26 protein-coding genes and 2 pseudogenes are annotated in these 26,817 nt (G+C 50.2%); 11 read left to right on the top strand and 17 right to left on the bottom strand.

Annotation, left to right across the window (positions count from 1 at the left end):
• Nucleotides 1–33 precede the first annotated feature (33 nt).
• Nucleotides 34–291 carry a hypothetical protein gene (locus Z042_RS26540; RefSeq protein WP_236849240.1) on the bottom strand — a complete coding sequence of 86 codons (258 nt, stop codon included), beginning with the start codon at nt 289–291 and terminating at the stop codon, nt 34–36.
• Between Z042_RS26540 and pcnB the strand changes: the two genes are divergently transcribed.
• Entirely contained in the window at nt 290–1,606 is a 1,317-nt protein-coding gene (gene pcnB / locus Z042_RS08790) for a polynucleotide adenylyltransferase PcnB (protein ID WP_024909943.1), read from the top strand. The genes Z042_RS26540 and pcnB overlap by 2 nt on opposite strands.
• Nucleotides 1,606–2,109: a 2-amino-4-hydroxy-6-hydroxymethyldihydropteridine diphosphokinase gene (gene folK, locus Z042_RS08785; protein ID WP_024909942.1), complete on the top strand. Its 504-nt coding sequence runs from the start codon at nt 1,606–1,608 to the stop codon at nt 2,107–2,109. The genes pcnB and folK overlap by 1 nt, the downstream gene beginning before the upstream one ends.
• A gap of 13 nt (nt 2,110–2,122) precedes the next feature.
• Here folK and qseC read toward each other — a convergent pair whose 3' ends face one another.
• Nucleotides 2,123–3,493 (bottom strand): quorum sensing histidine kinase QseC, encoded by a 1,371-nt coding sequence (qseC, locus tag Z042_RS08780; protein ID WP_024909941.1) that lies wholly within the window; start codon nt 3,491–3,493, stop codon nt 2,123–2,125.
• Entirely contained in the window at nt 3,490–4,152 is a 663-nt protein-coding gene (gene qseB / locus Z042_RS08775) for a quorum sensing response regulator transcription factor QseB (RefSeq protein ID WP_024909940.1), read from the bottom strand. The genes qseC and qseB overlap by 4 nt, the downstream gene beginning before the upstream one ends.
• A 224-nt stretch (nt 4,153–4,376) precedes the next feature.
• On the opposite strand from qseB, the gene panB reads away from it, so the two are divergent.
• The 4 genes and pseudogenes from panB to Z042_RS25945 form a co-directional block, all read left to right on the top strand.
• Complete coding sequence (panB, locus tag Z042_RS08770) at nt 4,377–5,171, top strand: 3-methyl-2-oxobutanoate hydroxymethyltransferase (RefSeq protein ID WP_024909939.1); 795 nt, start codon at nt 4,377–4,379, stop codon at nt 5,169–5,171.
• Nucleotides 5,172–5,319: 148 nt separating this feature from the next.
• Nucleotides 5,320–6,174, top strand: coding sequence for a pantoate--beta-alanine ligase (panC, locus tag Z042_RS08765; RefSeq protein ID WP_024909938.1), 855 nt, complete (start codon nt 5,320–5,322; stop codon nt 6,172–6,174).
• Between the two features lie 135 nt (nt 6,175–6,309).
• Complete coding sequence (gene panD / locus Z042_RS08760; RefSeq protein ID WP_024909937.1) at nt 6,310–6,690, top strand: aspartate 1-decarboxylase; 381 nt, start codon at nt 6,310–6,312, stop codon at nt 6,688–6,690.
• A gap of 167 nt (nt 6,691–6,857) precedes the next feature.
• A pseudogene (locus Z042_RS25945) lies at nt 6,858–6,993 on the top strand (IS6 family transposase); the annotation flags it as partial.
• Nucleotides 6,994–7,038: 45 nt separating this feature from the next.
• Here the strand turns inward: Z042_RS25945 and Z042_RS08755 are convergent.
• Together Z042_RS08755 and Z042_RS08750 are read right to left on the bottom strand one after the other, a co-directional pair.
• Nucleotides 7,039–8,118: an LD-carboxypeptidase gene (locus tag Z042_RS08755; protein ID WP_236849239.1), complete on the bottom strand. Its 1,080-nt coding sequence runs from the start codon at nt 8,116–8,118 to the stop codon at nt 7,039–7,041.
• 102 nt (nt 8,119–8,220) lie between these two features.
• Nucleotides 8,221–8,991 (bottom strand): N-acetylmuramoyl-L-alanine amidase, encoded by a 771-nt coding sequence (locus tag Z042_RS08750; RefSeq protein ID WP_024909935.1) that lies wholly within the window; start codon nt 8,989–8,991, stop codon nt 8,221–8,223.
• Nucleotides 8,992–9,290: 299 nt separating this feature from the next.
• On the opposite strand from Z042_RS08750, the pseudogene Z042_RS08745 reads away from it, so the two are divergent.
• Nucleotides 9,291–9,483 (top strand): annotated as a pseudogene (locus Z042_RS08745) (IS6 family transposase); the annotation flags it as partial.
• Nucleotides 9,484–9,546: 63 nt separating this feature from the next.
• Here the strand turns inward: Z042_RS08745 and Z042_RS08740 are convergent.
• The 3 genes from Z042_RS08740 to Z042_RS08730 form a co-directional block, all read right to left on the bottom strand.
• Nucleotides 9,547–10,830, bottom strand: coding sequence for a polysaccharide deacetylase family protein (locus Z042_RS08740; protein ID WP_024909934.1), 1,284 nt, complete (start codon nt 10,828–10,830; stop codon nt 9,547–9,549).
• 208 nt (nt 10,831–11,038) lie between these two features.
• Nucleotides 11,039–11,809 (bottom strand): ABC transporter permease, encoded by a 771-nt coding sequence (locus Z042_RS08735; protein ID WP_024909933.1) that lies wholly within the window; start codon nt 11,807–11,809, stop codon nt 11,039–11,041.
• Nucleotides 11,806–12,729 (bottom strand): ABC transporter ATP-binding protein, encoded by a 924-nt coding sequence (locus Z042_RS08730; RefSeq protein ID WP_024909932.1) that lies wholly within the window; start codon nt 12,727–12,729, stop codon nt 11,806–11,808. Before Z042_RS08730 ends, Z042_RS08735 begins: the two co-directional genes overlap by 4 nt.
• Nucleotides 12,730–12,996: 267 nt before the next feature.
• Between Z042_RS08730 and can the strand changes: the two genes are divergently transcribed.
• The gene (can, locus tag Z042_RS08725) at nt 12,997–13,653 is read left to right on the top strand and encodes a carbonate dehydratase (protein ID WP_024909931.1); all 657 of its coding nucleotides are present in this window, start codon (nt 12,997–12,999) and stop codon (nt 13,651–13,653) included.
• 33 nt (nt 13,654–13,686) lie between these two features.
• On the opposite strand, the gene hpt is transcribed toward can, so the two are convergent.
• Nucleotides 13,687–14,223 carry a hypoxanthine phosphoribosyltransferase gene (gene hpt / locus Z042_RS08720; RefSeq protein WP_024909930.1) on the bottom strand — a complete coding sequence of 179 codons (537 nt, stop codon included), beginning with the start codon at nt 14,221–14,223 and terminating at the stop codon, nt 13,687–13,689.
• A 106-nt stretch (nt 14,224–14,329) separates the two neighbouring features.
• Nucleotides 14,330–15,943 (bottom strand): multicopper oxidase CueO, encoded by a 1,614-nt coding sequence (gene cueO, locus Z042_RS08715; RefSeq protein WP_024909929.1) that lies wholly within the window; start codon nt 15,941–15,943, stop codon nt 14,330–14,332.
• A gap of 211 nt (nt 15,944–16,154) precedes the next feature.
• Between cueO and Z042_RS08710 the strand changes: the two genes are divergently transcribed.
• The 3 genes from Z042_RS08710 to speD all read left to right on the top strand — a co-directional run bounded on the left by Z042_RS08710 (nt 16,155) and on the right by speD (nt 18,309).
• Complete coding sequence (locus Z042_RS08710) at nt 16,155–16,502, top strand: YacC family pilotin-like protein (protein WP_037405429.1); 348 nt, start codon at nt 16,155–16,157, stop codon at nt 16,500–16,502.
• A 112-nt stretch (nt 16,503–16,614) separates the two neighbouring features.
• The gene (gene speE / locus Z042_RS08705; protein WP_024909927.1) at nt 16,615–17,478 is read left to right on the top strand and encodes a polyamine aminopropyltransferase; all 864 of its coding nucleotides are present in this window, start codon (nt 16,615–16,617) and stop codon (nt 17,476–17,478) included.
• A gap of 36 nt (nt 17,479–17,514) precedes the next feature.
• Nucleotides 17,515–18,309, top strand: a complete 795-nt coding sequence (gene speD, locus Z042_RS08700) for an adenosylmethionine decarboxylase (protein ID WP_024909926.1) — start codon at nt 17,515–17,517, stop codon at nt 18,307–18,309.
• A gap of 73 nt (nt 18,310–18,382) precedes the next feature.
• Here speD and yacL read toward each other — a convergent pair whose 3' ends face one another.
• The 7 genes from yacL to acnB form a co-directional block, all read right to left on the bottom strand.
• On the bottom strand, nt 18,383–18,745 hold the full coding sequence (gene yacL / locus Z042_RS08695) for a protein YacL (RefSeq protein ID WP_024909925.1): 363 nt from the start codon (nt 18,743–18,745) through the stop codon (nt 18,383–18,385).
• A gap of 147 nt (nt 18,746–18,892) precedes the next feature.
• On the bottom strand, nt 18,893–20,008 hold the full coding sequence (locus tag Z042_RS08690) for an AAA family ATPase (RefSeq protein WP_024909924.1): 1,116 nt from the start codon (nt 20,006–20,008) through the stop codon (nt 18,893–18,895).
• Nucleotides 19,992–20,711, bottom strand: coding sequence for an RNA ligase family protein (locus tag Z042_RS08685; protein WP_024909923.1), 720 nt, complete (start codon nt 20,709–20,711; stop codon nt 19,992–19,994). The genes Z042_RS08690 and Z042_RS08685 overlap by 17 nt, the downstream gene beginning before the upstream one ends.
• A 68-nt stretch (nt 20,712–20,779) precedes the next feature.
• Entirely contained in the window at nt 20,780–21,397 is a 618-nt protein-coding gene (gene prfH, locus Z042_RS08680; RefSeq protein ID WP_024909922.1) for a peptide chain release factor H, read from the bottom strand.
• Nucleotides 21,394–22,509, bottom strand: coding sequence for an RNA ligase RtcB family protein (locus Z042_RS08675; protein WP_024909921.1), 1,116 nt, complete (start codon nt 22,507–22,509; stop codon nt 21,394–21,396). The genes prfH and Z042_RS08675 overlap by 4 nt, the downstream gene beginning before the upstream one ends.
• A 284-nt stretch (nt 22,510–22,793) precedes the next feature.
• Nucleotides 22,794–23,393, bottom strand: coding sequence for a helix-turn-helix transcriptional regulator (locus Z042_RS24490; protein ID WP_024909920.1), 600 nt, complete (start codon nt 23,391–23,393; stop codon nt 22,794–22,796).
• Nucleotides 23,394–24,020: 627 nt separating this feature from the next.
• Nucleotides 24,021–26,618 carry a bifunctional aconitate hydratase 2/2-methylisocitrate dehydratase gene (acnB, locus tag Z042_RS08665; RefSeq protein WP_024909919.1) on the bottom strand — a complete coding sequence of 866 codons (2,598 nt, stop codon included), beginning with the start codon at nt 26,616–26,618 and terminating at the stop codon, nt 24,021–24,023.
• Nucleotides 26,619–26,817 lie beyond the last annotated feature (199 nt).

Raw genomic sequence — 26,817 nt, 5'->3', positions numbered from 1 at the left:
TGATTAGCCGCTATTTTTTTGTTAACACCATTTTTATCCGTCACTATCGAGGTGTACCATTTTTACCCGAGTAGCCAATTTCTGCCGTAAGGTACTAATCCGCGATGACAAATCGGCCCGCGATGATGCACCGGCCAGCGATAAAAACATAGTCCGCGAAGAAAATATACCCGCAGAACAGCAGAAAACCACATCACAGCGCCCTGCCGGTAGCGGTAGAGAAGCACCTGCCCGCCGCCCGGCGGCGCGGCAACGCCCACCATTGCCTGCGGTGGAAGGATCCCGCTCCATGACTGTGATCCCACGTGACCAGCATTCGATCTCACGTAAAGACATCAGCGAGAACGCGCTGAAGGTATTATATCGTTTGAACAAATCCGGTTATGAAGCCTATCTGGTTGGCGGTGGTGTACGCGATCTGTTGCTGGGCAAAAAACCGAAAGATTTCGATATCACCACCAACGCAACGCCAGAACAGGTGCGTAAACTGTTCCGCAACTGCCGTTTGGTTGGCCGCCGTTTCCGCCTGGCGCACGTCATGTTTGGCCCAGAAGTGATCGAAGTTGCCACTTTCCGCGGCCATCACGAACAGAGTCCTGAATCAGACAAGAACTCATCACAGCAAGCCCAGAGCGGTATGTTGCTGCGCGATAATATCTTCGGTTCGATCGAAGAAGATGCTCAACGCCGCGATTTCACCATTAACAGCCTGTATTACGGCGTAGCAGACTTTACCCTGCGTGACTATGTGGGCGGCCTGCGCGATCTGCAACAGGGCGTGATCCGCCTGATTGGCGATCCTGAAACACGTTACCGTGAAGATCCGGTGCGCATGCTGCGGGCGATCCGTTTCGCTGCCAAGCTGGATATGACCCTCAGCGATGAAACCGCTGAACCGATCCCGCGTTTAGCGCCGTTGCTGCATGAAATCCCACCTGCACGCCTGTTTGAAGAGTCGCTGAAACTGTTGCAATCTGGCTTCGGTTACTCCACTTACCTCAAACTGTGCGAATATCAGCTGTTCCAGCCCTTGTTCCCGCTGATTGCTCGCCACTTTACGCCGAATCACGACACGCCGATGGAACGCATTCTGGTACAGGTATTGAAAAATACCGATTACCGTCTGCAAAACGACATGCGTGTCAACCCGGCGTTCCTATTTGCTGTCATGCTGTGGTATCCGTTGCTGGAACACGCGCAGAAACTGGCGCAGGAAAGCGGATTGGCCTACTACGATGCCTTTGCACTGGCAATGAATGATGTGCTGGACGAAGAGTGCCGCTCACTGGCCATTCCCAAACGCATCACGACGCTGGTGCGTGATATCTGGCAGTTGCAATTGCGCCTGTCACGCCGCCAGGGCAAGCGGGCGCACAAACTGATGGAGCATCCTAAATTCCGGGCTGCATACGATCTGTTGGTACTGCGTGCTGAAGTGGAGAACAACCCGGAAATGCTGCGCCTCGCCGCTTGGTGGGGGGAATTCCAGGATGCCACCCCGGCCAGCCAAAAAACCATGTTGAATACGTTAGGTGACGATCCAGCACCACGCCGTGCACGCCAGCGCCGCCCACGCCGCAGAGCACCGCGTAAAGAAGGGGCCTAATGATTCGCGTTTATATCGCGCTGGGCAGCAACCTGGCGCAGCCGTTGCAGCAGGTGAATACTGCACTGGAGGCATTGGGGTCTCTGCCACACACACAATTCATCGTGTGTTCGTCGTTTTACCGCACCAAACCGCTGGGGCCACAAAACCAACCGGATTTTCTTAACGCGGTGGTGGCACTGGATACATTGCTACAGCCAGAGCAACTGCTCGATCACACCCAGGCGATAGAACGCAATCAGGGCCGTGTACGTAAAGATGAACGTTGGGGCCCGCGCACCTTGGATCTCGATATGATGCTGTATGGCAACAGAGTGATTCATACCGAACGTTTGACGGTTCCTCACTATGGGCTGAAAGAACGTGAATTTATGCTCTATCCACTGGCCGAAATTGTTCCAGACCTGGTTTTCCCGGACGGGGAAACGTTGGCCGAGCGTCTGAAACACGTTCCAAAGAACGGCATGGAGTTGTGGCATCAATCCCAAGCAGTGTCTAACTGACCGCCAGCGGTGCTCAGGCGTTTGCCTGGAACCTTATTGTGGCAGAAAATCCCCCTGCTGGCCGATTGGCAAACCTGGCTTGCAGGCTGTGTAAGCTGGCAATGCGCTGTACAATTGAAAGCCCGAGCCCACTGCCGATCTGCTCCTGCCCCGGCGGGCGGTAAAAACGCTCTCCCAGCCGTGCCAGATGCTCCATTGTGACCCCAGGGCCATCATCTTCCACGCTCAGTTGTTGCGAAGTGAGCGTCACTTGAACCGTACCACCAGCAGGCGTATAGCGCACCGCATTATCCACCAGATTGCGTACCAGCAGTGACAGCAGCAACGGTTGGCCTGGCAAGCGTTGCGGTATCCCTTGCTGTTCATAGCACAGCGCCACACCAGCCGCATGGGCATAACGATCCTGTTCTGCCAGCACCATCGGCACCAATTGGCACCAATCGACCGGCTCCAACTCATCCAGTTCAGGCAACGAATCCAAACGCGACAGCGTAAGCAGTTGTTCTATCAACCTGGTAGCGCGATCGAGACCAACCGTCAGGTTTTCCACCGCATGTTCACGCATCATGGCATCGTCGCCCGCCAGTTGAACCACTTCTGCCTGCACACGCAGCGCCGCCAGCGGGCTACGCAGCTCATGGGCCGCATCCGAGGTAAAACGCCGCTCGCGCACCAGCATGGCACTGATACGCGCAAACAGTGCATTGAGAGCATCCACCAATGGGCGCACTTCGGTAGGTATCTGTCGAACATCAAGCGGTGTGGCATCATCTGGAACGCGCTGCCGCAGGCCAGCAGCCATGCTTTTCAGCGGCCGCAGCTCCCGCCCAACCATCAGGGCGATCAGCAGCATGAGGATCGGTAACGTCACCAACCACGGCACCAGTTGCCCCGTTACCATAGCCAACGCCATCTCATAGCGATAATCCCATTCCTGGCCGACCACAATACGGTAGCGCCCATCGGGGCTGGTCAGCCAGAGTAAGCGCCAACTGTCATTGTCGCCCTGGCGTTTACCTTCAATAAAACCTTCCCGTTCGCCATCAAACAAAAAATCCTCACCATTTTCGCCATCGTTAAGCAACATTTGGCCCTCGCGGGAGAAAATGGCGAACGCCAGCGCATCATCATCCTGCTCACCTCGTTTGCCATGACGCAGGATTTTTTTAGTCTTCGGCAGGCTACGGGCTTCCTGATAGGCTAACAAATCGCCCAGGTTAGTGGTCGCTAAACGTTTGGCAAACAGCATCTGCTGAGTATCAAAAACTTCGTTAATCTTGTTACGCGTCATCATCCAGGCGACTACGCTGGCAGAACACCAAGTGAACAGCGCCAACAGGCTGAAAATCAGGATCAAACGTAAACGTAAGCTCAAATGCTTCACTCAGCATCCCCCAATGTATAGCCCACTCCATGCACCGTGCGGATAAAACCGTTGCCCAATTTGCGCCGCAGATGATGAATATGCACTTCAACCGCGTTACTGCTCACCTCATCATCCCAGTTATACAATTTCTCCTGAATCAATGGCCGCGCCAACACTCGCCCTTTGTTGTGCAGAAACAGTTCCAATACCGCCAATTCGCGCGATGTCAGCGCCACAGAGTCACCATTGCAGCTCACCGCGCGGGCCGCCACGTCGAACACGACGTTGCCGTGCACCAATTGCGGGGTCAGTTGCCCGTGGCGGCGGCGAATCAATGCCTGCAAACGAGCAGCCACTTCTGCCAGTGCAAACGGTTTACACAGATAATCATCGGCACCGCTCTGCAAGCCAGTCACACGCTGTTCCAGCGCATCACGCGCGGTCAGGATCAACACCGGTATATCACTCCCGGCCTGACGCCATTGGCGCAGTAATTCCAGCCCATCAAGGCCCGGCAGGCTGAGATCGAGGATCACGGCATCGTAAGGGGCGCTTTCCAACGCACTTTTGCCGATCGCGCCATCGGTGAACCAATCAAGATTAAAACCCAGCTTGGTCAGTCCAGCCTTGATGCCATCACCAATCAGCCTATCGTCTTCAATCAGCAGAATTCTCATGCGTTCCTCTTTTGGTTCCCACTGCTTATCCCCTAATCATTCAAGTAACAAAGCCAAGGCACAGGTAACTTGCAGTATGATGGGTATATTACAGCACAAGGTTCTTAAGAACCTCTTAAGCATTATCATCGGTGCTACCCACCCCCGAAGGCTTACAGTAGAATGTCAGCACTTTTCCCCGTATCGCAGCGTATGCTGCACGGCTATTTTCAGGAGACGTTGTGATGAAACCCACCACCGTGAGCCATTTACGCCAGTGGAAACAGGAGCAACGCAAGTTTGCTTCCATTACCGCCTACGATGCCAGCTTTGCTCAACTGTTTGAAGAACAAGGTATCAAAGTGATGTTGGTGGGCGACTCGTTGGGTATGACGCTGCAAGGCCACGACTCCACATTGCCCGTCACCGTTGCCGACGTCGCCTATCACACCCGGGCCGTGCGCCGTGGTGCCCCCGCTTGCCTGCTGTTAGCCGATCTGCCGTTTATGAGCTATGCCACACCGGAACAGGCTTGTATCAGTTCGGCAGAATTGATGCAGGCAGGTGCCAACATGGTCAAACTGGAAGGGGGCAGTTGGCTGTACGACACGGTGAAAACCCTCACCGAACGTGCGGTTCCGGTTTGCGGTCATCTCGGCCTCACCCCACAATCGGTCAACATTTTCGGTGGCTATAAGGTTCAGGGCCGCGATGAGCTGGCCGCCAAGCAATTGCTGGAAGACGCACAGAATCTGGAGCTGGCGGGTATACAACTGTTGGTGCTGGAGTGCGTGCCCAGCGCGCTGGCTCACAAAATCACCGAGGCGCTGTCGATCCCAGTGATCGGCATTGGTGCCGGTAATGCTACCGATGGCCAGATTTTAGTCATGCATGACGCTCTGGGCATCACCGGTAGCCACACGCCAAAATTCGCCAAAAACTTTCTGGCACAGAGTGGTGATATCCGCAGTGCCGTACAGTTGTACATTCAAGAGGTTGAGCAGAGTATCTATCCCGGTGAAGAGCACTCTTTTAGTTAACGCCAGCGTTTAGGAATGTTATTAACTTACCCTGTTCAACGGGCATAAAAATTAAAAGACACAGGCTATATACCCTGAATAATTTGAGTTATTGGCAAGCTAAGGCACAGCCACTGGGTGTATGACGGGTATATCGAGGAGTTATGGAATGGTAATCATCGAAACCCTGCCGCTACTGCGCCAACAGGTTCGGCGCTGGCGGCAGGAAGGCAAGCGCATTGCGTTGGTGCCCACCATGGGCAACCTGCACGAAGGCCATATGGCGCTGGTTAAAGAAGCCCGGGCGCGTGCCGATGTTGTGGTAGTCAGCATTTTCGTTAACCCGATGCAGTTCGAACGCCCAGACGATCTGGCCCACTACCCGCGCACGCTGCAAGAAGATTGCGAGAAACTGAACCGCCGTGATGTCGATCTGGTCTTTGCTCCTGCACCAGCGGAAGTTTATCCGCAAGGGTTAAACGAGCAGACCTACGTTGATGTCCCTGGTATTTCCACCATGCTGGAGGGAGCCAGCCGCCCAGGGCATTTTCGCGGTGTTTCTACCATCGTCAGTAAGCTATTCAATCTGGTGCAACCGGATCTGGCTTGCTTTGGTGAGAAGGATTACCAGCAATTGGCGCTTATCCGCAAAATGGTGGCTGATATGGGCTACGATATCGATATCGTAGGTGTCCCTATTGTGCGAGCCAAAGATGGGCTGGCGCTCAGCTCGCGTAACGGTTATCTGACCGCGGAAGAACGCCAAGTTGCGCCACAGCTCAGCAAGATCATGCGGGCGTTGACCGAGCAACTCAGCAATGGCGAACGCCATCTCGATCACTTGCTGGAGCAGAGCGCAGAGAAACTGCGTGCCGCCGGTTTCATTCCCGATGAGTTGTTTATTCGCGACGCTGATACTCTACAGCCCCTGAACGTGGACAGCCGCCGTGCGGTGGTGCTGATGGCTGCCTGGTTGGGTAAAGCACGCCTGATCGATAATCAACAGGTTGATCTCACGATCTAAGCTATTTTTTGTACACTCGTTGCCGTTTTTATCCGGTTAGCGGTAGACTGACTGGGTTTATTGGTGACGATAGATGTTGCAAGGAATATTCAATCCCGAACGCCTGAAAAGGCCGATATTCAGTTAGGTAACGCTATGATACGTACTATGTTGCAAGGCAAGCTGCATCGGGTGAAAGTCACTCAGGCTGACTTGCATTATGAAGGGTCCTGCGCCATCGATCAGGATTTTCTGGAAGCCGCAGGGATTCTGGAATATGAGGCTATTGATATTTACAACGTTGATAACGGCCAGCGTTTTTCTACCTATGCTATCGCCGCTGAACGCGGTTCACGCATTATCTCCGTCAATGGGGCCGCAGCCCGCTGCGCCTGCGTAGGCGACAAACTGATCATTTGTTCTTATGTACAGATGAGCGACGCCGATGCCCGCCAGCACCATCCTAAAGTCGCCTACTTCGAAGGCGATAATCACCTGCAACGCAAAGCGAGAGCGGTGCCGGTTCAGGTTGCCTGAGACGCTCTGCTTGTATCAAAGCTACCAGCGCATACACTCCAGTCACTGATATCCTTAAGTGGCTGGAGTTTAAAACCCACGCTTGAATCTACCCCGTTTTCAGAGCACTGTGGCACAACCCGTAGCGTTGATAAACTTTGCGGCTGTTTTCGTCAATGGCGCTCATCATGAATGTATTTAAAGGTCGACATTCGTAGCCGTGACATCATCCGTGGGCGGTACGCTGGTACAGCAAATATGGCATCAGCTATCGCGATGCTGGCTGAACGAGGTGTGAATGTTAGCCACACGACGATCTATCGCTGAATAGCGAACTGGGGTGTAAACCCATGAAGACAGCTCACGCCATTACACTACAGGTGGCTGAGTCAGACTACAGAGACTGTGTTGCCTGTTGCATAAAATTTTTACTCGGTGGGCCATAATAAAGGGCTGGTTCGTTTTTCCATGACCGAATTCGGGATAATAATAAACAGGGTAGTTAACGCGATCCGCAAACTGCTGTATGACATATCGGTATAATGATTTTTCTTCCTCTCCTGCATTCAGGCTATAAAATTGGCCAAAAATAACAGCTCGTGGGCGAAATGTCCTGCTGTACTCAATCTGGTGCAGGGTTCTATCAAGCTGTTTAGCAGTCACGCCCGTGTCTTCCAGCATCATTACTTTTTCGGAGTAGCTGCTCTCATAACTAGTTGAAAACAGGGACTGCACCAGCGTCAGGTTTCCGCCATCGAGCTTACCGCTGACTATTTTTATAGCCTGACGGTTCATTGATTCGATGCCAGTATAGGTAATGCCATGGGACAGTGTCTGGAACACCTCATTCAGGCTGTTGTCCATGTTAAGCGTTTTCTTTTTGTCGATCTCATGCATTTCCATATTGTAGGACGCCAGTACGCCATGAACGCTAGGCCAGTTCAGTTCATGGTTAACAAAGTTGTGGATGGCTGTAACATCACTGAAACCGATGATCACTTTGGGCGTGGATGCCGATATACGATCCAGGTTGGCATACAGGGCAGGATAAAGGTTAAGCGCGCCGGAGCCGCCTTTAACAAACCATAGATATTTTACATTTTTGTCGCTGAGAGCCTTAATCAGGGTTGATGCACGATTTTCATCGATGTTAACGTAACCGAGCTGAGTGGGATTTTGTTCAAGGTATTTCGTGTCTGTTACGTAGCCCTGCCGGGAAAAAGCAGCCGCAATCTCTGGTATGATTTTTTCATCGTACTGCGATGAACTGGAAATCAGATAAACTTTCCCTTTATAACGGTGCTGCTCCTTTAATTGATACTCAGATTGTTGCCCGCCTTTAAAAGGCGGGAGTATTGCGGTCTGTGCGGCCCCACTTTCGAGTGAGAAAAAAAGAATATATATTATTACTTTTCCAATCTCTCTGGTTTTTATTAATATCATCTTCATGCATCCTGAATGACATGACCATATTAAATTAAAATGGCCAAGTCATATTATATGGAGTAATAAATTACAACACCCCATTTATGATTAAGCTGTAATATAAATTTATTTTGGTGGGAAATACTTTTCTACTAATGCATAGATAATCGCCGCTGTTTCAATATCAAGGTTCCCATCATAATTTTTTTGTCGGAAGTGAAGCTGAAATGCCCGGATCAAATTCATGTATCCGCTTCCTGTGTCTGTATTCGAGGTGTCATATCCGTAATTTTTTAGCCTGGCAACGATATCGGCTTTCGCTGGCAGAGACTTGCTGAACTGCACCTGATATTGCTGCATGGTCGATTCCTCATACCATGCGCCGATGCCTGCTTCGTAAAGTTCTTTCCATGGGAAAGCTGCCCCTGGATCGCTCTTTCTCCCGGGAGCGATATCGCTGTGCCCGACGACATTAGTGGGCGTAATATCAGGATATCGTTGCAGAATATTGGCAGCCAGCTGTTTAATCGCTTCAATTTGTGTTGGATTATAAGGTGGGAATACGAACACGCCATTATTATCAGAAGCCAGATTCACTGTTTCAATGCCAATAGCTGTGTCGTTCAGGTTATTACGTCCGGCCCATGAGCTTACACCGGCATGCCAGGCCCGCTCGTTTTCATCAACCAGGTTAAAAATACGCATATCCTTAAAACCGGCATCAATATACATTTTTTCTGAAGGGTCAGGGACGAGATAATGAGCACTAACCGCAGATCCGGTCAACGACGTAATCGATGCCTTAAAATCAACCGCAGTGTAATGCATAACCAGGAAGCGAACACGGCGATTGAAACCTTTCACCGAGCGATAGCTGTTATAATCAATATGATACATAGAAAACACCTTTTCTTGTTGTGTAAGCTATCAATACCAGAATGTATGTCAACAAAATGTATACAGAGTCGGTTTTGGAGCTATGCCAGAAGGCAATTTTGTGACGTAGTTTATAATTTGTTGTGAAGATAAAAGTTTTTGCTTGTCTACGGTAACGCCTGGCCGCTTTATACGGGCCCTGTTTTTCCTTCAAATTTTCATTTTCAATTATTGTGGATTGGTGAAAATGGAATACCGGTCAATAAAGATAAATGCGGGTTCATTTGCAGGTATTAGGTATTGTGGGTTTTAGTCTACCTAATATGATTGAATGCGATTATGGAAAGCTTAAACGGATAATCGGTGCCACGCTGGGGTTCAAATCGATGAAGGCAACTTACGCCACGATAAAAGGCGTTGAGGTGATGTGTGCACTGCGCAAAGGTCAGATAAAATCGTTTTATTTTGGCACATCTTCTGGGCGAGATGTGCTTGGTGAGCCGAGTCTTTGAAACTTCCCCCCCTTTCAACGACACTGAAGGCTGCATCATCTCGATCTTTGCAACAGTGCCGTTCTCAGTGCGCTACCGGCATGCTTGGCTTGTTGGCAATGCGTTCCGCCATGATTGGAATAGAGTCGGTACGCAGAATATAGAGCCGCTTCAGGGTGTATAGATTATCCCCCGGCTTCACTTTCCCCCGTACCGTGGTCAGTGCCATATGCAATCCGGCATCTTTTGCTGCTTGAATAGCATTTTTGTTATAACCACCAAAGGGATACGCCAAGTACAACACATGCGGGTTGAACTGCGATAAGGCGCGTCTTGAGTGCTCAAAATCGAATTCAATGTTATGCAGCGAACGGCTCAACAGGATTGGCTGACGTTTGTTATCCAAACGGTGCAAGAAATGAGTATGTGACTGAATATCAAATACATCCTGAATCTCTTTCAGTTCAGAAATACTCATAAACTGCAACGAGTCCGGGTTCCATTTCTGCGGATGGCGTTTGATACGTGAAGAAATAACAAACGTCGTGGCACGGAATCCATAGTTCTTCAGCACGGGATAAGCGTAACGATACACCGACTTCAACCCATCATCGAACGTCAACACCACCACTTTACCCGGCAGGTTAATCCGATTATGCAGATAAGCTTCTAACTGATAAAGCGAAATGGTGTCATACCCTGCCTGTTTCAGATAGGCCATCTGATTACTGAATGCCACATCCGAGGTGGTGGTTGAGGTATTACGAAAACGCTTGTTCTCATCGTTTTTCAACATATGGTGATAAGTCAGCACCGGAATTCCGCTATCGATCTCTGCATCCAATTCACTGATATACCCCAAACGCTCACCGATATTCACTTCATACCAGGTATTATTTAGCGAGTCTTTCAGCTTGCCGATGATCGGATAACGCAGGTTTTCTTCCAACACACCGAAAACTTCACTTTGGTTATTGATAGCGGTGTAAACGTTGGTGGGCCGCTGCGTGATCAGGTTCTGATTGGTCAGCGGTTTATGCAGTTCCCCCAGATCATCCTCTTTCACTTTGCGGGATTTGCCGATGCCCCGCACATCGCTTTTATCGATAAAGCCGGTGCCATAGCCAAATTTAAACTCATAATATTCCGCATCAGCGGGGAACACCTGTATCAGTTGCCCCCGTTTTACTTCGCCTACCGGGATAACATGCTCACCGACCAACGAATAAACTTCGCTATCACGTTGCACTTCCATGTATTCAGATTTAACAGCGTTGTCTTCCGGCAACAAATTTGCCAACGCAACGGGTGTTGTCAACAACATAAAAATGCCAAACAGCACCGCTGCTATCTTGTGTTGAAACTGCATGGTTTGCTCTGCTTACAAGTACGATAATGAAAAATGGAGAAAATGTGGAGTATCAGCATAACACGATTCTTAGAGCGGAGAAAAAGGGGATATTTGCGCGGTTTTCTACCTTTATCACCCCGCAAGTTGCAGTGGGAAGGCCAGCTACCACTGCAACTTGATAGGCTTTCTGTGCTAAGCACCTTTTCCAGCATCAGGGAAAAGGCTATTAGGAGCGCAAACCGCGCCCACGTTCGATCAGATACCAAGCAAGCCCATAGAATACCACGATAAACGCCAGCAGCACCGCCATCGTCAACGCCAGCGGGACATCAGCAATGCCGAGAAAACCGAAGCGGAACCCACTGATCATATAGACGATAGGGTTCAATTTGGACACCGCCTGCCAGAACGGCGGCAACAGGGTCAGCGAATAGAATACCCCCCCCAGGTAAGTCAACGGCGTTAAGACGAAGGTGGGGATCAGGCTGATGTCATCGAAAGTCGTGGCAAATACCGCGTTAAGCAGCCCGCCCAACGAGAACAGAACCGCCGTCAGCAACAGCGTCACCGCAATCACCCACCAGGCATGTACCTGCAACGGGACAAAAAACAGTGAAATCACCGTGACCAAAATGCCCACGCAAACACCGCGCGCTACCCCACCCCCCACATAACCGGCGATCACCACATGGGTAGGTACTGGCGCCACCAGCAACTCTTCAATGTTACGCTGGAATTTAGCACTAAAAAACGATGCAGCTACGTTGGCATAGGCATTAGTGATCACCGCCATCATGATCAGGCCAGGAACGATAAACTGCATATAGTCAAAACCGTGCATTTCACCGATGCGCGCACCAATCAGGTTGCCAAAGATAATAAAGTAGAGCGTCATCGTGATCACTGGCGGTACCAGAGTCTGAATCCAGATACGCGTAAACCGGTTTATCTCTTTGGCCCAGATGCTCTTCAACGCCACCCAATACAAATGCATCATGATTTTCCCTCATTGCCGTTAACCAGGGTGACAAACAACTCTTCCAACCGGTTGGCCTTGTTACGCATACTCAGCACCTGAATGCCTTGCGCACTCAACTGGGCAAACAAGCCGTTCAGACCTTGCTCACGCATGACTTCTACCTCTAGCGTAGAAGTATCCGTCAGGCGGTTGTGGTAACCGTCAAGCTTCGGCAATGGGCTTTTTGCCGCCAGATCGAGAATAAAAGTTTCTGATTGCAGCTTTGCCAACAGCTCTTTCATTGAGGTGTTTTCTACCAGCTCACCGTTCTGGATAATGCCGATATTGCGGCACAGCATCTCTGCTTCTTCCAGATAGTGGGTAGTCAGAATAATGGTGGTGCCCTGGGCGTTCAGCTCTTTCAAGAACCCCCACATTGAGCGGCGCAGTTCAATATCCACCCCAGCGGTAGGTTCATCCAGAATCAACAGCTTCGGCTGGTGCATCAAGGCGCGAGCAATCATCAAACGCCGCTTCATCCCACCAGAGAGCATGCGTGCGCGCTCATTACGCTTGCCCCACAGATCAAGCTGATTGAGGTATTTCTCCGCGCGTAGCTGTGCCTCACTGCGCGTTACGCCATAATAGCCCGCCTGATTAACCACAATCTGCAATACGGTTTCAAACGGGTTAAAATTGAATTCTTGTGGCACCAACCCAAGCTGGCGTTTGGCATTGACGATATCTTTGTCGATATCATAGCCAAACACCCGAACGGTGCCGGAAGTCTTGTTTACCAGCGAGCTGATAATGCCTATGGTCGTTGATTTCCCTGCGCCATTCGGCCCCAACAGGGCATAAAAATCCCCTGCTTCAACATTCAGATCAATACCGTGCAATGCCTTTACGCCACTCGCGTAGGTTTTGGTCAATTGCGCTATTTCCAATGCATAATTCATAGGTTAGAGAGTACCTTGTGACAATGAGCATGCCTGTTATCTTTCAATGCATCGCATAAGCGCCCCAGAGGCTTGACGCTTTGCCGCGCTTTAAAATCGTTTAGGGATTGTTTCAGCAATCTATAATAAAGCTGAGTGTACCATCAGCCTTACCTTCACGGAGTCAAATCCGTGCGTAAAATTAGCCCTGCGGTTCTGATTTTCAAATTGTGATGCTTGTCATATATTACATCAACGCAAATCGTTCATTACAGGCCAATAACCGCCATGAAAGAAATCGAGAAGCTTATCGCCAATAACCATTCTTGGTCCGACACCATCAATCAGGAAGATCCCCGTTTTTTTGAACGTTTATCCCAGGCGCAGAAACCCCGTTTCCTCTGGATTGGCTGCTCCGACAGCCGCGTTCCCGCAGAACGCCTGACAGGCCTGGAACCAGGTGAACTGTTCGTTCACCGTAACGTAGCAAATCTGGTGATCCATACCGATCTGAATTGCCTGTCTGTCGTGCAATATGCCGTGGATGTACTGGAAGTTGAGCATATCATTATCTGTGGTCACCTGGGCTGTGGGGGTGTGGAAGCGGCGGTAGAAAACCCTGAGCTGGGCTTGATCAATAACTGGCTGTTGCACATCCGCGATCTCTGGTACAAACACAGTTCACTGCTCGGCGAACTGGAACCGGAACAGCGCCTGGATGTGTTGTGCGAAATCAACGTGATTGAACAGGTGTATAACCTGGGCCACTCCACCATCATGCAGTCTGCCTGGAAACGCGGCCAGAAAGTGATGATTCATGGCTGGGTATATGGCCTTCAGGATGGCCGTCTGCGCGACCTGGAAGTGACGGCCACCAGCCGCGAAAGCCTGGAAATGGGCTACCGTAAAGCGATAGCCACACTGCAACAGGACAAAGGTCTGTAGCCTCCCAGCGTTAAATAACCGGCTTTAAGCCGGTTATTCGTCCAACAGTACCACTTTACCGATATAGGGCAGATGGCGATAACGCTGGGCATAATCGATACCGTAGCCCACCACAAATTCATCCGGAATTGAGAAGCCTACATATTCCACGGATACATCCACTTCACGGCGCTCGGGTTTATCCAGTAAGGTGCAGATCGCCAAGGATTTTGGCGCACGCAATGCCAGGATCTCACGCACTTTGTTCAGCGTATTGCCAGAATCGATGATGTCTTCGACGATCAACACGTCTTTGCCACGGATGTCTTCATCCAGATCTTTCAGGATCTTCACATCGCGGCTGGTGGACATACCGCTGCCGTAGCTGGAGGCGGTCATGAAATCAACCTCGTGTGGCACTTCAATGGTACGGCACAAATCGGCCATGAATATAAAAGAGCCACGCAGCAACCCAACCAACACCATATCACTGCCGCTATTGCGGTAATCTTCAGTGATCTGGCGGCCAAGTTCAGCGATACGGAGCTTAACTTCCTGCTCGGAAATCATTACTTCTACAGTGTGTTTCATCGTTTTCAGATCAATTTGCCGCAAGAAAGGCACAAAGTTTAGCATAATGGATCGGTGGTGGCGACGCACAGCACATGCACCGCCACGGTGCCCCAGCTTGAAAACGTCAGCCAGCGACGGTGAAACCCAGCATCATGCCCGTATCTTCATGTTCCAACAGGTGGCAATGGGCCATGTAAGCAAATTCGGCACTGGCCAAATGGTTAAAACGAACCAACACTTCACTGCGTTTGCCTTCAACCAGAACGGTGTCTTTCCAACCTGCGCGATGCGCCGCTGGCGCTTTGCCATTTTCTGACAAAATACGGAACTGAGTGCCGTGAATATGGAACGGATGCAACATCATGTCCCCTTCACCCGAGATGGTCCATTTCTCATAGTGGCCGCGCTTGGCTTCAAACATCGGCTTGGCCATATCGAAAGCTTTACCATTGATCTTGTTGCTGTGGCTGAAATCAAACGGCTTCTCACCCTGTTCCATACCAGGCATCTTACCGTGGTCCATCCCCTGCATATTGCCGTGATCCATACCTTGCATCTTGCTATGGTCCATACCGGCCATATTGCCATGATCCATACTCATCCCCGCCATAGCCTGATGACCATGGCGATCCATCAGAGCCTGCATTCCCAGCATATCCAGTTTGGGCTCCATCATCAGTTGCAGCCAGCGTTCCTGTAGGCCGCCTAATGGCGGCAGCGCAGGCAGTTTGACCAAACTGTCCGGCATGGCCTTCACTCCTGGTTCCAAAGAAGGCTGAATGCGCAGCACAGGCAATGGCTGATCGAACGGGGCCAGCGTCATGCCCATCTGCACCACAGGCAGCGTCACAATATCAAACGGCTTGCCATCTGAAACATCCACCAACACTTCGAAACGTTCGCCCATCAGTATCGGCAGTTCCGTCAGTTTCACTGGCTCGCTGAGGAAACCGCCATCACTGGCAATCACATACAAAGGCCGATTATCGCTGGCGGCCAAATTGAGTGAGCGCGCATTGCACCCGTTCAGGAAACGCAGCCGTAGCCAACCACGCGGCGCAACATGCTGCGGATAAGCTGCACCGTTGGTAAACATCCGATCGCCAAACCAACCGACTGCCGCGCTCATCACGTCCAACTGATATTCGATCTGGCCATCTTTACCCAAGCGCTTATCCTGCAAGATCACCGGAATATCGTCTTTACCCCAGGTTTTGGGCAGTGGTAACTGGCCGCTTTCGTCATCTTCCAGCAGCACCAATCCCCCCAACCCCATCATCACCTGATGGCCAGTCCGGCCATGGGTATGTGGGTGGAACCAGCAGGTTGCCGCTGGTTGATCAGCAGTGAAACTGACCGTTCGGGTATCGCCTGGTTGAATCAGCGCATGTGGGCCACCGTCAACGTCACCGGGGATCTCCAGCCCGTGCCAATGGACGGTACTGGCTTCCGGCAGTTTATTACTGATCGCCACGCTGAGTGGTTTACCGCGCTGTAAACGTACCGCAGGCCCTAACAGTGGGCCATTGATACCCCAGGTTTTCGTCGCCACATTCGGCAACCAGTTCATTTCACCGGTTTGCAGCGTCAACGCGAGCTTGCCCTGCGCATCTGGCATCAACAACGGTGGAATAGGTAATGCAGGTTGATCCGCGGCCCAAACTGCGCGGCTCCACAATGGCAAAACACTGGCCATACCTAATGCAGCGGTCAATTTAATAAAATCACGGCGTAGCATCGCTGGTTCCCTTATTTCAGTGATTGATAGCACAAGGCTCACAGCCTAAACCCTCCCCTTAGAGGAAGGTCAAGTATTTATACTCAAGAGTCCCTCATAACTTGAAGATGGCAGGTATACTCTACGTAAGGTTGAGTGCGCGTAATAAACCTGCTGCCTTTACAGGCAAGTGTGGTAACGTCAGTGAATAATAAACAGGTCTATTTTTATGATGAAAAAAACAACGTTATTGATGCTGTTGCTGACTATGCTGGGTTTTTCTAACGCCAGCCAGGCACTGAATGAATCCGAAGCGGAAGATCTTGCCGATCTGACAGCGGTATTTATCTATCTTAAAAATGAATGCGGATACAATGAGTTACCTAATGTGCAAATCAAACGTGCCATTGTTTATTTTGCCCAGCAGAACCGCTGGGATTTAAGCAATTATAATAGTTTCGATATGAAAACACTGGGTGAGGCGAGTTATCGCGACCTCAGTGGTATTGCCATCCCTACCTCCAATAAGTGTAAGTATCTGGCGCGCGACTCACTGAGCCTGTTGGCTTACGCTAATTAAACAATCCCTCCCTGTTTGCAACACGTCTAGGATTCTGCCGTGCATCCTCCGGCAGAGTTAGCTATGATGTCGCGCCTATTTTTTTCGTGGCGGTTTATGGAGTCTCCTGCAAATGACCCAGAAAGATATTTGGTATGAAACGCTGCATGCCAGCTTCGGGCAGTACTTTTCAGTTGGGGAAGTACTCTACCGTGAAAAGACCGGGCATCAGGACCTGGTCATTTTCGAAAACCCAGTGCTGGGCCGTGTGATGGCGCTCGATGGCGTAGTGCAAACCACTGAACGTGATGAATTTATTTATCATGAAATGATGACTCACGTCCCGTTGCTGGCGCACGGCCAAGCAAAGAAAGTGCTGATCATCGGCGGTGGCGATGGGGGTATGCTGCGTGAAGTCAGCCGCCATCAGGGGGTTGAACAGATCACCATGGTTGAGATTGACGCTGGTGTTGTGGAATTCTGCCGCCAGTATTTGCCTAATCACCATGCTGGTGCCTATGACGATCCCCGCTTCAAACTGGTGATCGACGATGGTGTTAACTTTGTGACGCAAACCGATGAAAAATTCGATGTCATTATCTCTGACTGCACCGACCCGATCGGCCCTGGCGAAAGCCTGTTTACCTCCGCATTTTATGCCGGTTGCGCACGTTGCCTGAACGAAGGCGGCATCTTTGTCGCACAAAACGGTGTCTGTTTCCTGCAACAGGATGAAGCGGTCAACAGCCATACCAAACTCAGCCAGTACTTCAACGATGTCAGCTTTTATCAGGCCGCGATCCCGACCTATTACGGTGGTATCATGACGTTCGCCTGGGCCAGTAACACCCCGCAACTGCGCCAGCTTGATGCTGCCACGCTGCAACAACGCCTTAATCAAAATAACTTACACTGCCGCTACTACAACCCGGCAATTCATGTAGGCAGCTTTGCTTTGCCACAGTATTTGCTCAACGCACTGAACGTAACACGTTAAGCGAGAAGATCGAGAAGATAAGGAAGGTGAACCCAATTGCATAAGCTAAAACTGCACGGCTTTAACAACCTGACCAAGAGCCTGAGTTTTTGTATTTACGATATCTGTTACGCCAAAACGGCGGACGACCGTGACGGCTATATCGCCTACATTGACGAACAATATAATGCCAATCGCCTGACCGAGATCCTCAGTGAAACCTGTTCGATTATTGGTGCCAACGTTTTAAACATCGCACGCCAAGACTACGAACCGCAGGGTGCCAGCGTCACCATTCTGGTGAGTGAAGAACCGGTCGATCCTAAAGATGTCGATACCTCAGAGCACCCTGGCCCACTGCCCAATACGGTGGTAGCCCATCTGGATAAAAGCCATATCTGTGTTCATACCTACCCGGAAAGCCATCCAGAAGGTGGGCTATGTACCTTTCGTGCCGATATTGAAGTCTCTACCTGTGGCGTGATTTCACCGCTAAAGGCGCTAAACTACCTGATCCATCAGCTAGAATCCGATATCGTCACCATGGATTACCGTGTACGTGGTTTTACCCGCGACGTGAACGGTATAAAGCATTACATCGACCATGAGATCAACTCGATCCAGAACTTTATGTCTAAAGATATAAAATCGCTGTACCACATGGTGGATGTGAATGTGTATCAGGAGAATATCTTCCATACCAAGATGCTGCTGAAGGATTTCGATCTGAAACACTACTTGTTCAACGCGAAACCAGATGAATTGAGTAGCACGGAACGTCAAAGAATTACCGATCTGCTGTGGAAAGAGATGCAGGAGATCTATTACGGGCGCAATATTCCGCATCTGTGATACGGCTCGCAGGGTAGCCAAAACGGCTACCCTGTACTTCATAGTGATTCCCTCTGTACAAGAGGGGTAACCATCAGCTATTTAGCATGAAAGTACGATACGCTTTCAGCACCGCCAAAAAGTCTTCCACACCGCAGAAAGAGAGACTTTCTTCATCATAGTAATTCATCCCTTCTTCAAGCTCGTCGCCTTCAAACTCCAGTTGATTAGCGCGGATCATCACTTCTTCACCATCCATCAGCAACGTATATTCATGGCCTGCCAACTGCCACTGCCGTTCGCTGCCTTTGAGTTCTGCCGCACCGGCTTCGATACGCCCCAGTAAATTGAGATCGCCTTTCAGTTCTTCGTTAATCCAATGCCCGATGGCTTCATGCCCCATCGAAAATCTGACCACCACCTGACCAGTAACGTCACGCAGAAATTCGTAATCCATAGCATGCCCTCCTGAGCCGTTTCTAATTAGTTTAAACGTTAATTCGCGACTGTCTCAGTGAAAGCTCGCAAAGTGGATAATTGGATAAAGATATCGCCTGATTTCTATTGACTGAAACCACCTTGTCTGCCGCTGCTACAGGCTGTTTTATTTCACATCCTGAACCCGCAGTTCCACTTCATGCGCCTCATCTAGCTGCGGAATTTCCAACTTGCTCAGCATATGTTCCATGGCACGCATAGGTACGCTCTGCTCCCGCCCGGCATTTTGCTGCAACCATTGCGCATAGGGCACTTCCAGATAAACTATCTTCACTCTGGCCCGATAGGCAGTAAACAGCTCAACCAGTTGGCTACGCAATTGCCGGGTAATATTCGTCGCATTCCATACGAAGGGCGCGCCTCGGCGCAGCAATGTTTTCGCCTGCAACTTGGCCTGCTGTACCACCCAACCCGTCGCGCTTTTATCCGTAGGCGACAACCGGTGCTGGCGACGGATATCGTCCAGACTGATGATTTCCATCCCTGGCGCGTGCTGCGCGATATAACGATCCTTACCCATGCCAGGCAATGCACAGAGCAGAATCACCTCACTGTGAAATTGCTCATAAGGTTCAAAATCAACGCTGGCCTGCGGATGCGTCAGATAATGATAACGCTGATAGTCACTGGCAAAGGGACGGGCCTGCCCCCAACATTGCTGCTCCTGGCAAAACAGTTCGAACAGCTCAATATTATCCAGCAAAGCGGCCTTATCTTCACAATCACGCCCCATGACATCCGCCCGTGCCAGCATTGCCAACAGCCGCGTATCCAGCCGTAATGCGGCAGATAATAATGCCCGTTCTGGCGCAGGGCGCGCCATAATCCACAGCGGCAAACCATGAAAACGCACCAGAGCCGCGATCTGTTCCCGCAGTTGAAATGGCGTAACGATATCCCGATACAAAATTGCGCGCGTGGTCAGCTCACCGCGTTTGGCATGATTAGGGGATGTTACCGAACCATCAGCCTCTATACGCGTGGTGCTACGCTTTTCCACATCGTGCAGCAATGCCGCAGCCCAAAGCAGTTCCTGTTGTTGTTGAGGCAACGCGATGAATTCCACCGCTTCAGTTAGCGCAGCCAGCACCCGCCGGGTATGGATTGCGACATCCCCTTCTGCATGATGCCGGGGATCTTGCGGCACTTGGTGCATATCGGCCACCCAGCGAAACCTTTCCGTTAGTCTGGCCCACTGTTTATCCTCACTTAAGCACCACATGGCTTTCCTCCTGACGATACTCATGCATCATACGGGCTCGCTGCCAGTTCACTCTCCAGTGGCGCTCCGTCTTCACATGGTTTTTACGCACGTATTTAAAAACGTTATGAGAAAATTGAGCCACCGGGAATTCAGCCGCATTACGGGTCACGATCCCTTCCATGGTACAGGGCAAACCGGTATCAACATCGTGCGGGGCAAAAACGCCTGCCTTGCTAGCCTGTTCGATGATAGCCAAACGGTATTCAGCTTCTGTCTGGCGTTGGTCGCCCAACGTCACCTCCGGCACACAGGCAAAATCAAACAATGCGGCATAAAACCTTACCTCTTCCCAACTTAGCCACATATCTTTGCAACGAACCGCGAATAAATAAAAATCCTGTTCCAAACCGCGATACTCGATAGAGTGCGTGGCATATAGATTCTCACCAAACAGCTCAATATTACCTAAATCATGTTTAATCTGCTGCCAACGCCGGCAGATCTGGCGCGTCCAGGCAGAGACCGTCGGCGCTGCATGGGAGCGGGCAAATACGCCATATTGATTCAGGCAGTTATTTTCACCATCAAGTTTTTCAGTATGTATTAATGAATTAATTGACTGAATATCCTGCCAATATTCCTGATTGATCCGATCGTCACTGGTCGTTCCAGGTGAGAAAGGATAATGGTACGTTCGACCATATTTTCTTTGCATTTCCATTATTTTTCTTCTTATTGAGTAGCCTATCGAGCACCTTCATCCCGCCGATAGGCTATTTATTACTGCGACTACGGGGATGGCGTAAAGTCATCCCCTTTAAACACGCGAGCTGGCGCTCCCCGCACGATTTGATGATGGAACATTCGTCGTTGGGCACGTTGTGCATCCAACTGCTGTTGTTCAAGTTGTTCCAACCGGTGTGCGATCAGTAAACACGCCAAGCGCTTATTCGCATGCTGGCTGCGTTCCGTCTGTACCTTAACGCTAATCCCACTGGCAAGGTGGGTGGCACGAATAGCCGATTCCGTTTTATTGACATGCTGCCCGCCTGGGCCGGAAGACTTCAATGTCTCGAAACGAATTTCGCTCTCTTTTGGCATGGCTACCGGAGAAAAACGGGCAACACCAATAAACCAGTTCTTTCTGGTACGCCCTTTACGCCATGGGCTTTCACAGATCCATTGCAGCGTTCCACACCACCGTTCTGCCAATGATTCGGCTGATTCACCGTTGAGTATCAGCAACACCGAGCGCAATGTACCCGTCTGGCGGCCACTTTCCCGTTCAAGTTCATGCAATTCCACCTGCATAGCCTGTGCTTCTTTATGAAACTGCCGCAGTGCCAGGCTTACCGCCAGACAGCATTCGTCAGGGCCATGGGCGGCAGAAATCTGTAGTAGGATCATTCCCGCCCTCCGCTGGTTTTGTACGTCAGTACCGGTTTCAGACGAGCCAGCAATGTGACTAACCCAGCCTGTTGCAGTGCCCCTACTACGCTATCAATAGGCTTGTAGGCTTCCGGGGCTTCCTGATAGATCAATTGCCGATCGCGGCAGATCACTCTGCTGCCGAAACGTGTCCTGGCCAACTGTTCCGTAGTAAAACGCGCAGATAAACGATCTTTGCACTCTGAGCGCATCCATTTGCGCCCGGCGCCATGCGCCAGTGAGAACAAACTGCTGGCGTCGGGGAGCGGCTGAACAACATAGCTGTAATCACCGCGTGAGCCTGGGATCACCACCAGCCCCTCATCAGAGGGCGTCGCACCTTTACGGTGCAGCCACCCCCGCACACCGGCAATCGTGGCCGCTGCCAACAGGTTATGGTGAATATCCAGCAGGCAATTGCCCGAAGCGCGTAAGCGTTTCAGTATCCGCCCGGCAATCAGTTGCCGATTGAAGGCGGCGAAATCCAGCGCCCGTTGGTGTTGTTGCAGATAGTCATCAGCCTCATCGCTATTTTCCAGCAGGCCATGGTGCCCATGAGCACGAACATGCTGTTCCAATATGGTTTGGCCTAAACCTCGTGAACCGCTGTGAACCAACAGCAGCAGGCGTTTTTTGTCGAAGATGACATCCGGCTGATATATTTCATCGACCTGTAAAAGCTCGGCGAAATGGTTACCGCCGCCGATGGTTCCCAGGCTGTGTGCGTAAGGTGCCAATGCAGGTGGAATATCACCTAACGTGCCGCTCTCTAGCGGGCCGTCAATATCGCCCAGATTTTTTTCCAATTTATCCAACGACTGCTTCATCGCGGTTAAATCTGTTTGCCATAACGACATGCCGCAACCGATATCATTACCGATTAACGCGGGGTAAAAACGATGTTGTGAAAAGAAAGCGGCACCGACGGGATAACCGCGGCCAGGATGCAAATCGGGCATCCCGACAACGCGTACCATATCCGGTAGTTTGGCCGTAATTTCTAGTTGTTGGATTGCATTTCCTTCAATCCAGGTGTGTTCCGACGCGATCAAGGAAACTCGCGGCGCAACGGAGCGTATAATATTGCCCATAACCAATCCTGATGATTAATTAATCTAATTTGGATGTGGCAGGCCGAAGCCAGAGCAATACCTGTACGACTACCTGAAAGACAGGAAATTATGCCTGAGGATACGACCTGCAAAGGGTAAACAGTGCTTGATAATTCATGATGTACCTCCTTTGCATAGTGAGTGAGTGGAAAAAAACGCCGCGATAGTATCTACAAATTTCAAAGATAGCAAGCTGGGAAAACATACAAATAAAATCCTGATTCGAGTTTTATCGGATCTGTCGCCTGCCAACGCAATCCCCATCAACATATTGCCGAAGGAAAGCGTTTAATCCCCGTTTTGCGTAAAATGTTGGATTTATGCGCGCTGATGGTTTTTTGACTACGACAAAGCTTGTAGGAAATCTCTTTGTTAGAAGCTCCTGCCAGATACATCTTTAAAATTTCAATCTCGCGCCGGGTTAGCCCTACCGATTCGCAATAGGTATCATCAAGCAGGTTCAGCTTGTCATTTTTCAACGTTTTCATATCCCATGAATAGCAATAGCCACCCGCAATGATGATATTAATTGCGTTAAGGAAAAAATCCACACCACTTTCATATTCAATAACGCCGCGAATGTTATTTAACTGACTAAAAAAGCGGAATAAAGGCTGATCTTTTTTCGCCAGAATCAACGTTGGCACATGAGATATTGCTGAAATTCGGTTAAAACTACTCGCTGGCATATCTACCAGCTTTTTACTGTCGACAATACAGATATCACACTGTGTTAATGTGGCCGAACTATTATAATCAACCGCTTTTTTAATTCCAATCGTAGCCTGTGGATAGTGACTTTTGATTATATGAAGAATACCCAAGCTTTCGATATTCTCTTCGCCAAAATACAATATATTCATAACTCTTCAACCCTGAATTTTATTTGAACAAATTGAAAAAATCGTAGAGTTAATGGGAAATCAGGCTTAACAAGCACTGGGTAAATAATTTATCTTGATCGCGTTGACTATCAATTTAAACCCAGACCATAAATTGCCAGTGATCAATTCCTTGTCTCTAGATTCTTTCGGGCGACCGTAATCGGTTCCCGGTATGGTACGAAGTGCTCCCTCAATATGATGGGGATATTCACAGACTCTCAGCCATATCAATACCGTGAAAAAACCCTTAATGCACAGGTATCGGCCCGCTGATTTACAAGAAAAATCTTAACCCAAATAAGCAGCAAAAGAATCATTAACTACTGACCAACACATAAACAGATTTAAATTCTGATTTTAATCATGATTAAATAAATTTTAATGACTTTTAACTGCATCAGATGATTCCAATAAATAAATGTCTTGCGGGTTCTGTCGTCTTAAAACGGCGAATAGGTAACATACTGTATTTTTGTGATGTTAATTATCCATATCTCTGCTCTAAAACGCCTTCAGTCGCCTGCATTATCCCGGCAATATTAAAAGGTGGTTAAAAAACAGGGGCCAAAAGGCCCCCGCTATTATTTATTGGTATAACTTTTTGTATTATACCGCAGTCTGAAAGATCACACCGTCAGCTTTTTCAGTATACTGGCTCAGTTGGTCGAAATTCAGATAGCGGTAAGTATCCGCTGCCGTTTTATCTACCTGCGCCATATAGGTCTGATATTCATCTGGCGTTGGCAAACGGCCTAACAGTGATGCCACCGCCGCCAATTCTGCTGAAGCCAAATAAACATTAGCGCCCGTTCCCAAACGGTTCGGGAAGTTACGAGTTGACGTTGATACCACCGTCGCACCGTCAGCCACACGTGCCTGGTTCCCCATACACAGTGAACAACCAGGGATCTCGATGCGTGCCCCACTTTTGCCAAAGACGCTGTAATAGCCTTCTTCGGTCAGTTGAGCAGCATCCATCTTGGTAGGTGGTGCTACCCACAGGCGAGTTGGCAACTGACCTTTGTGCTGATCCAGCAGTTTACCCGCTGCACGGAAGTGGCCGATATTGGTCATGCAGGAACCAATGAACACTTCATCGATCTTGCTGTTGGCAACATCAGACAGCAGACGTGCATCATCAGGATCGTTTGGCGCACACAGGATCGGCTGTTTGATATCGGCCAGATCGATTTCGATCACCGCAGCGTATTCCGCATCTGCATCGCCTTCCAGCAATTGTGGATCTGCCAACCATTTTTCCATCCCCTGAATACGGCGCTCCAGTGTACGGCGATCGCCATAACCTTCAGCGATCATCCATTTCAGCAGCACAATGTTAGAGTTCAAATATTCCTGAATTGGCGCTTTATCCAGTTTGATGGTGCAACCAGCAGCAGAGCGCTCGGCGGAAGCATCTGCCAATTCAAATGCCTGCTCAACTTTCAGCTCCGGTAGACCTTCAATCTCCAGAATGCGGCCAGAGAAGATGTTTTTCTTACCTTTCTTCTCAACGGTCAGCAGGCCCTGCTGGATCGCATAGTAAGGGATCGCGTGTACCAGATCGCGCAGGGTGATACCCGGCTGCATTTTACCTTTGAAACGCACCAGCACCGACTCAGGCATATCCAGCGGCATTACGCCGGTCGCAGCAGCAAACGCCACCAGGCCGGAACCCGCTGGGAAAGAAATCCCAATCGGGAAACGGGTATGAGAATCACCACCGGTTCCCACGGTATCTGGCAGCAGCATGCGATTCAGCCAGGAGTGGATGATGCCATCGCCTGGGCGCAGCGAAACACCGCCACGGTTCATAATAAAGTCTGGCAGAGTGTGGTGCGTGGTCACGTCAACCGGCTTAGGATAGGCCGCAGTATGGCAGAATGATTGCATCACCAAATCGGCAGAGAAACCCAAGCAAGCCAAGTCTTTCAGCTCATCACGGGTCATTGGGCCGGTAGTATCCTGCGAGCCTACGGAGGTCATCTTAGGTTCACAATACTCACCAGGGCGAACCCCCGCAACGCCACAGGCACGGCCCACCATTTTCTGTGCCAGTGAGAAACCTTTATTGCTCGCCGCAACCGGTTTGGCAGTACGGAATACGTCGCTGTGTGGCAAGCCCAGCGCTTCACGCGCTTTGGCAGTCAAACCACGGCCGATAATCAGTGGGATACGGCCCCCCGCACGCACTTCATCCAACAATACGTCGGTTTTCAGCTCGAAATTGGCCAACAATTTGCCAGTTTCATGGTTACGCACTTCACCTTGGTATGGGAAGATGTCGATCACATCGCCCATATTCAGCTCAGAAACATCCACTTCAATCGGCAGCGCCCCGGCATCTTCCATTGTATTAAAGAAGATTGGCGCAATTTTGCCGCCCAATACTACACCGCCACCGCGCTTGTTTGGCACGTGAGGGATATCGTCACCCATAAACCACAGCACCGAGTTGGTGGCAGACTTACGGGAAGAACCAGTACCCACCACATCACCCACATAGGCCAATGGGAAACCTTTTTTATTCAGCTGTTCAATTTGTTTAATCGGGCCAACGCTACCTGGTTGATCGGGGATAATACCGTCACGTTCGTTTTTCAGCATCGCCAGCGCGTGCAATGGAATATCTGGGCGCGACCAGGCATCCGGTGCCGGAGAGAGATCGTCGGTATTAGTTTCGCCGGTAACTTTGAACACGGTAACGGTGATTTTTTCCGCCAGCGATGGGCGTGACAGATACCATTCGGCATCAGCCCAGGATTGCATAATCTGCTTGGCGTGGGGGTTACCGGCTTTGGCTTTTTCTTCCACATCGTAGAAGTTATCGAACATCAACAACGTATGAGATAACGCTTTAGCGGCGATCGGTGCCAGTTGTGCGTTATCCAGCGCGTCGATCAATGGATGAATGTTATAGCCCCCCTGCATAGTACCTAGCAGTTCAACAGCTTTTTCGGGGGTAACCAGGGGGGAAGTGGCTTCACCTTTAGCGATGGCGGCCAGGAAACCTGCTTTGACATAGGCGGCTTCATCAACGCCCGGCGGGACACGGTTAATCAGCAGGTCTAACAAAAATTCTTCTTCGCCTTTTGGCGGATTTTTTAATGATTCAACCAGCGCTGCCATTTGTGTCGCATCTAATGGCTTAGGGACGATGCCCTCTTCAGCACGCTCGGCAACGTGCTTACGGTATTCTTCTAGCACGACTTTCTCCTCGCTCTCATTGTCATTTATTGTGCCTGGCGTTTTATACCCTTCATTATTCAAATTGCAGCTGTTTTGGCTTCAAGCATGAAGGGCATAATCCTGATGGGGCACTGCTGTCGATATCCTGGACTGTAAGGTACAGTGCCCGGTTCCGCTCTGCCAGCATATCAGGATCTGAAACGTTTGTTAATTCATT

Source organism: Chania multitudinisentens RB-25 (assembly GCF_000520015.2).
GTDB classification, from domain to species: domain Bacteria; phylum Pseudomonadota; class Gammaproteobacteria; order Enterobacterales; family Enterobacteriaceae; genus Chania; species Chania multitudinisentens.
This window is presented reverse-complemented; position numbering and strand designations above follow the sequence as displayed.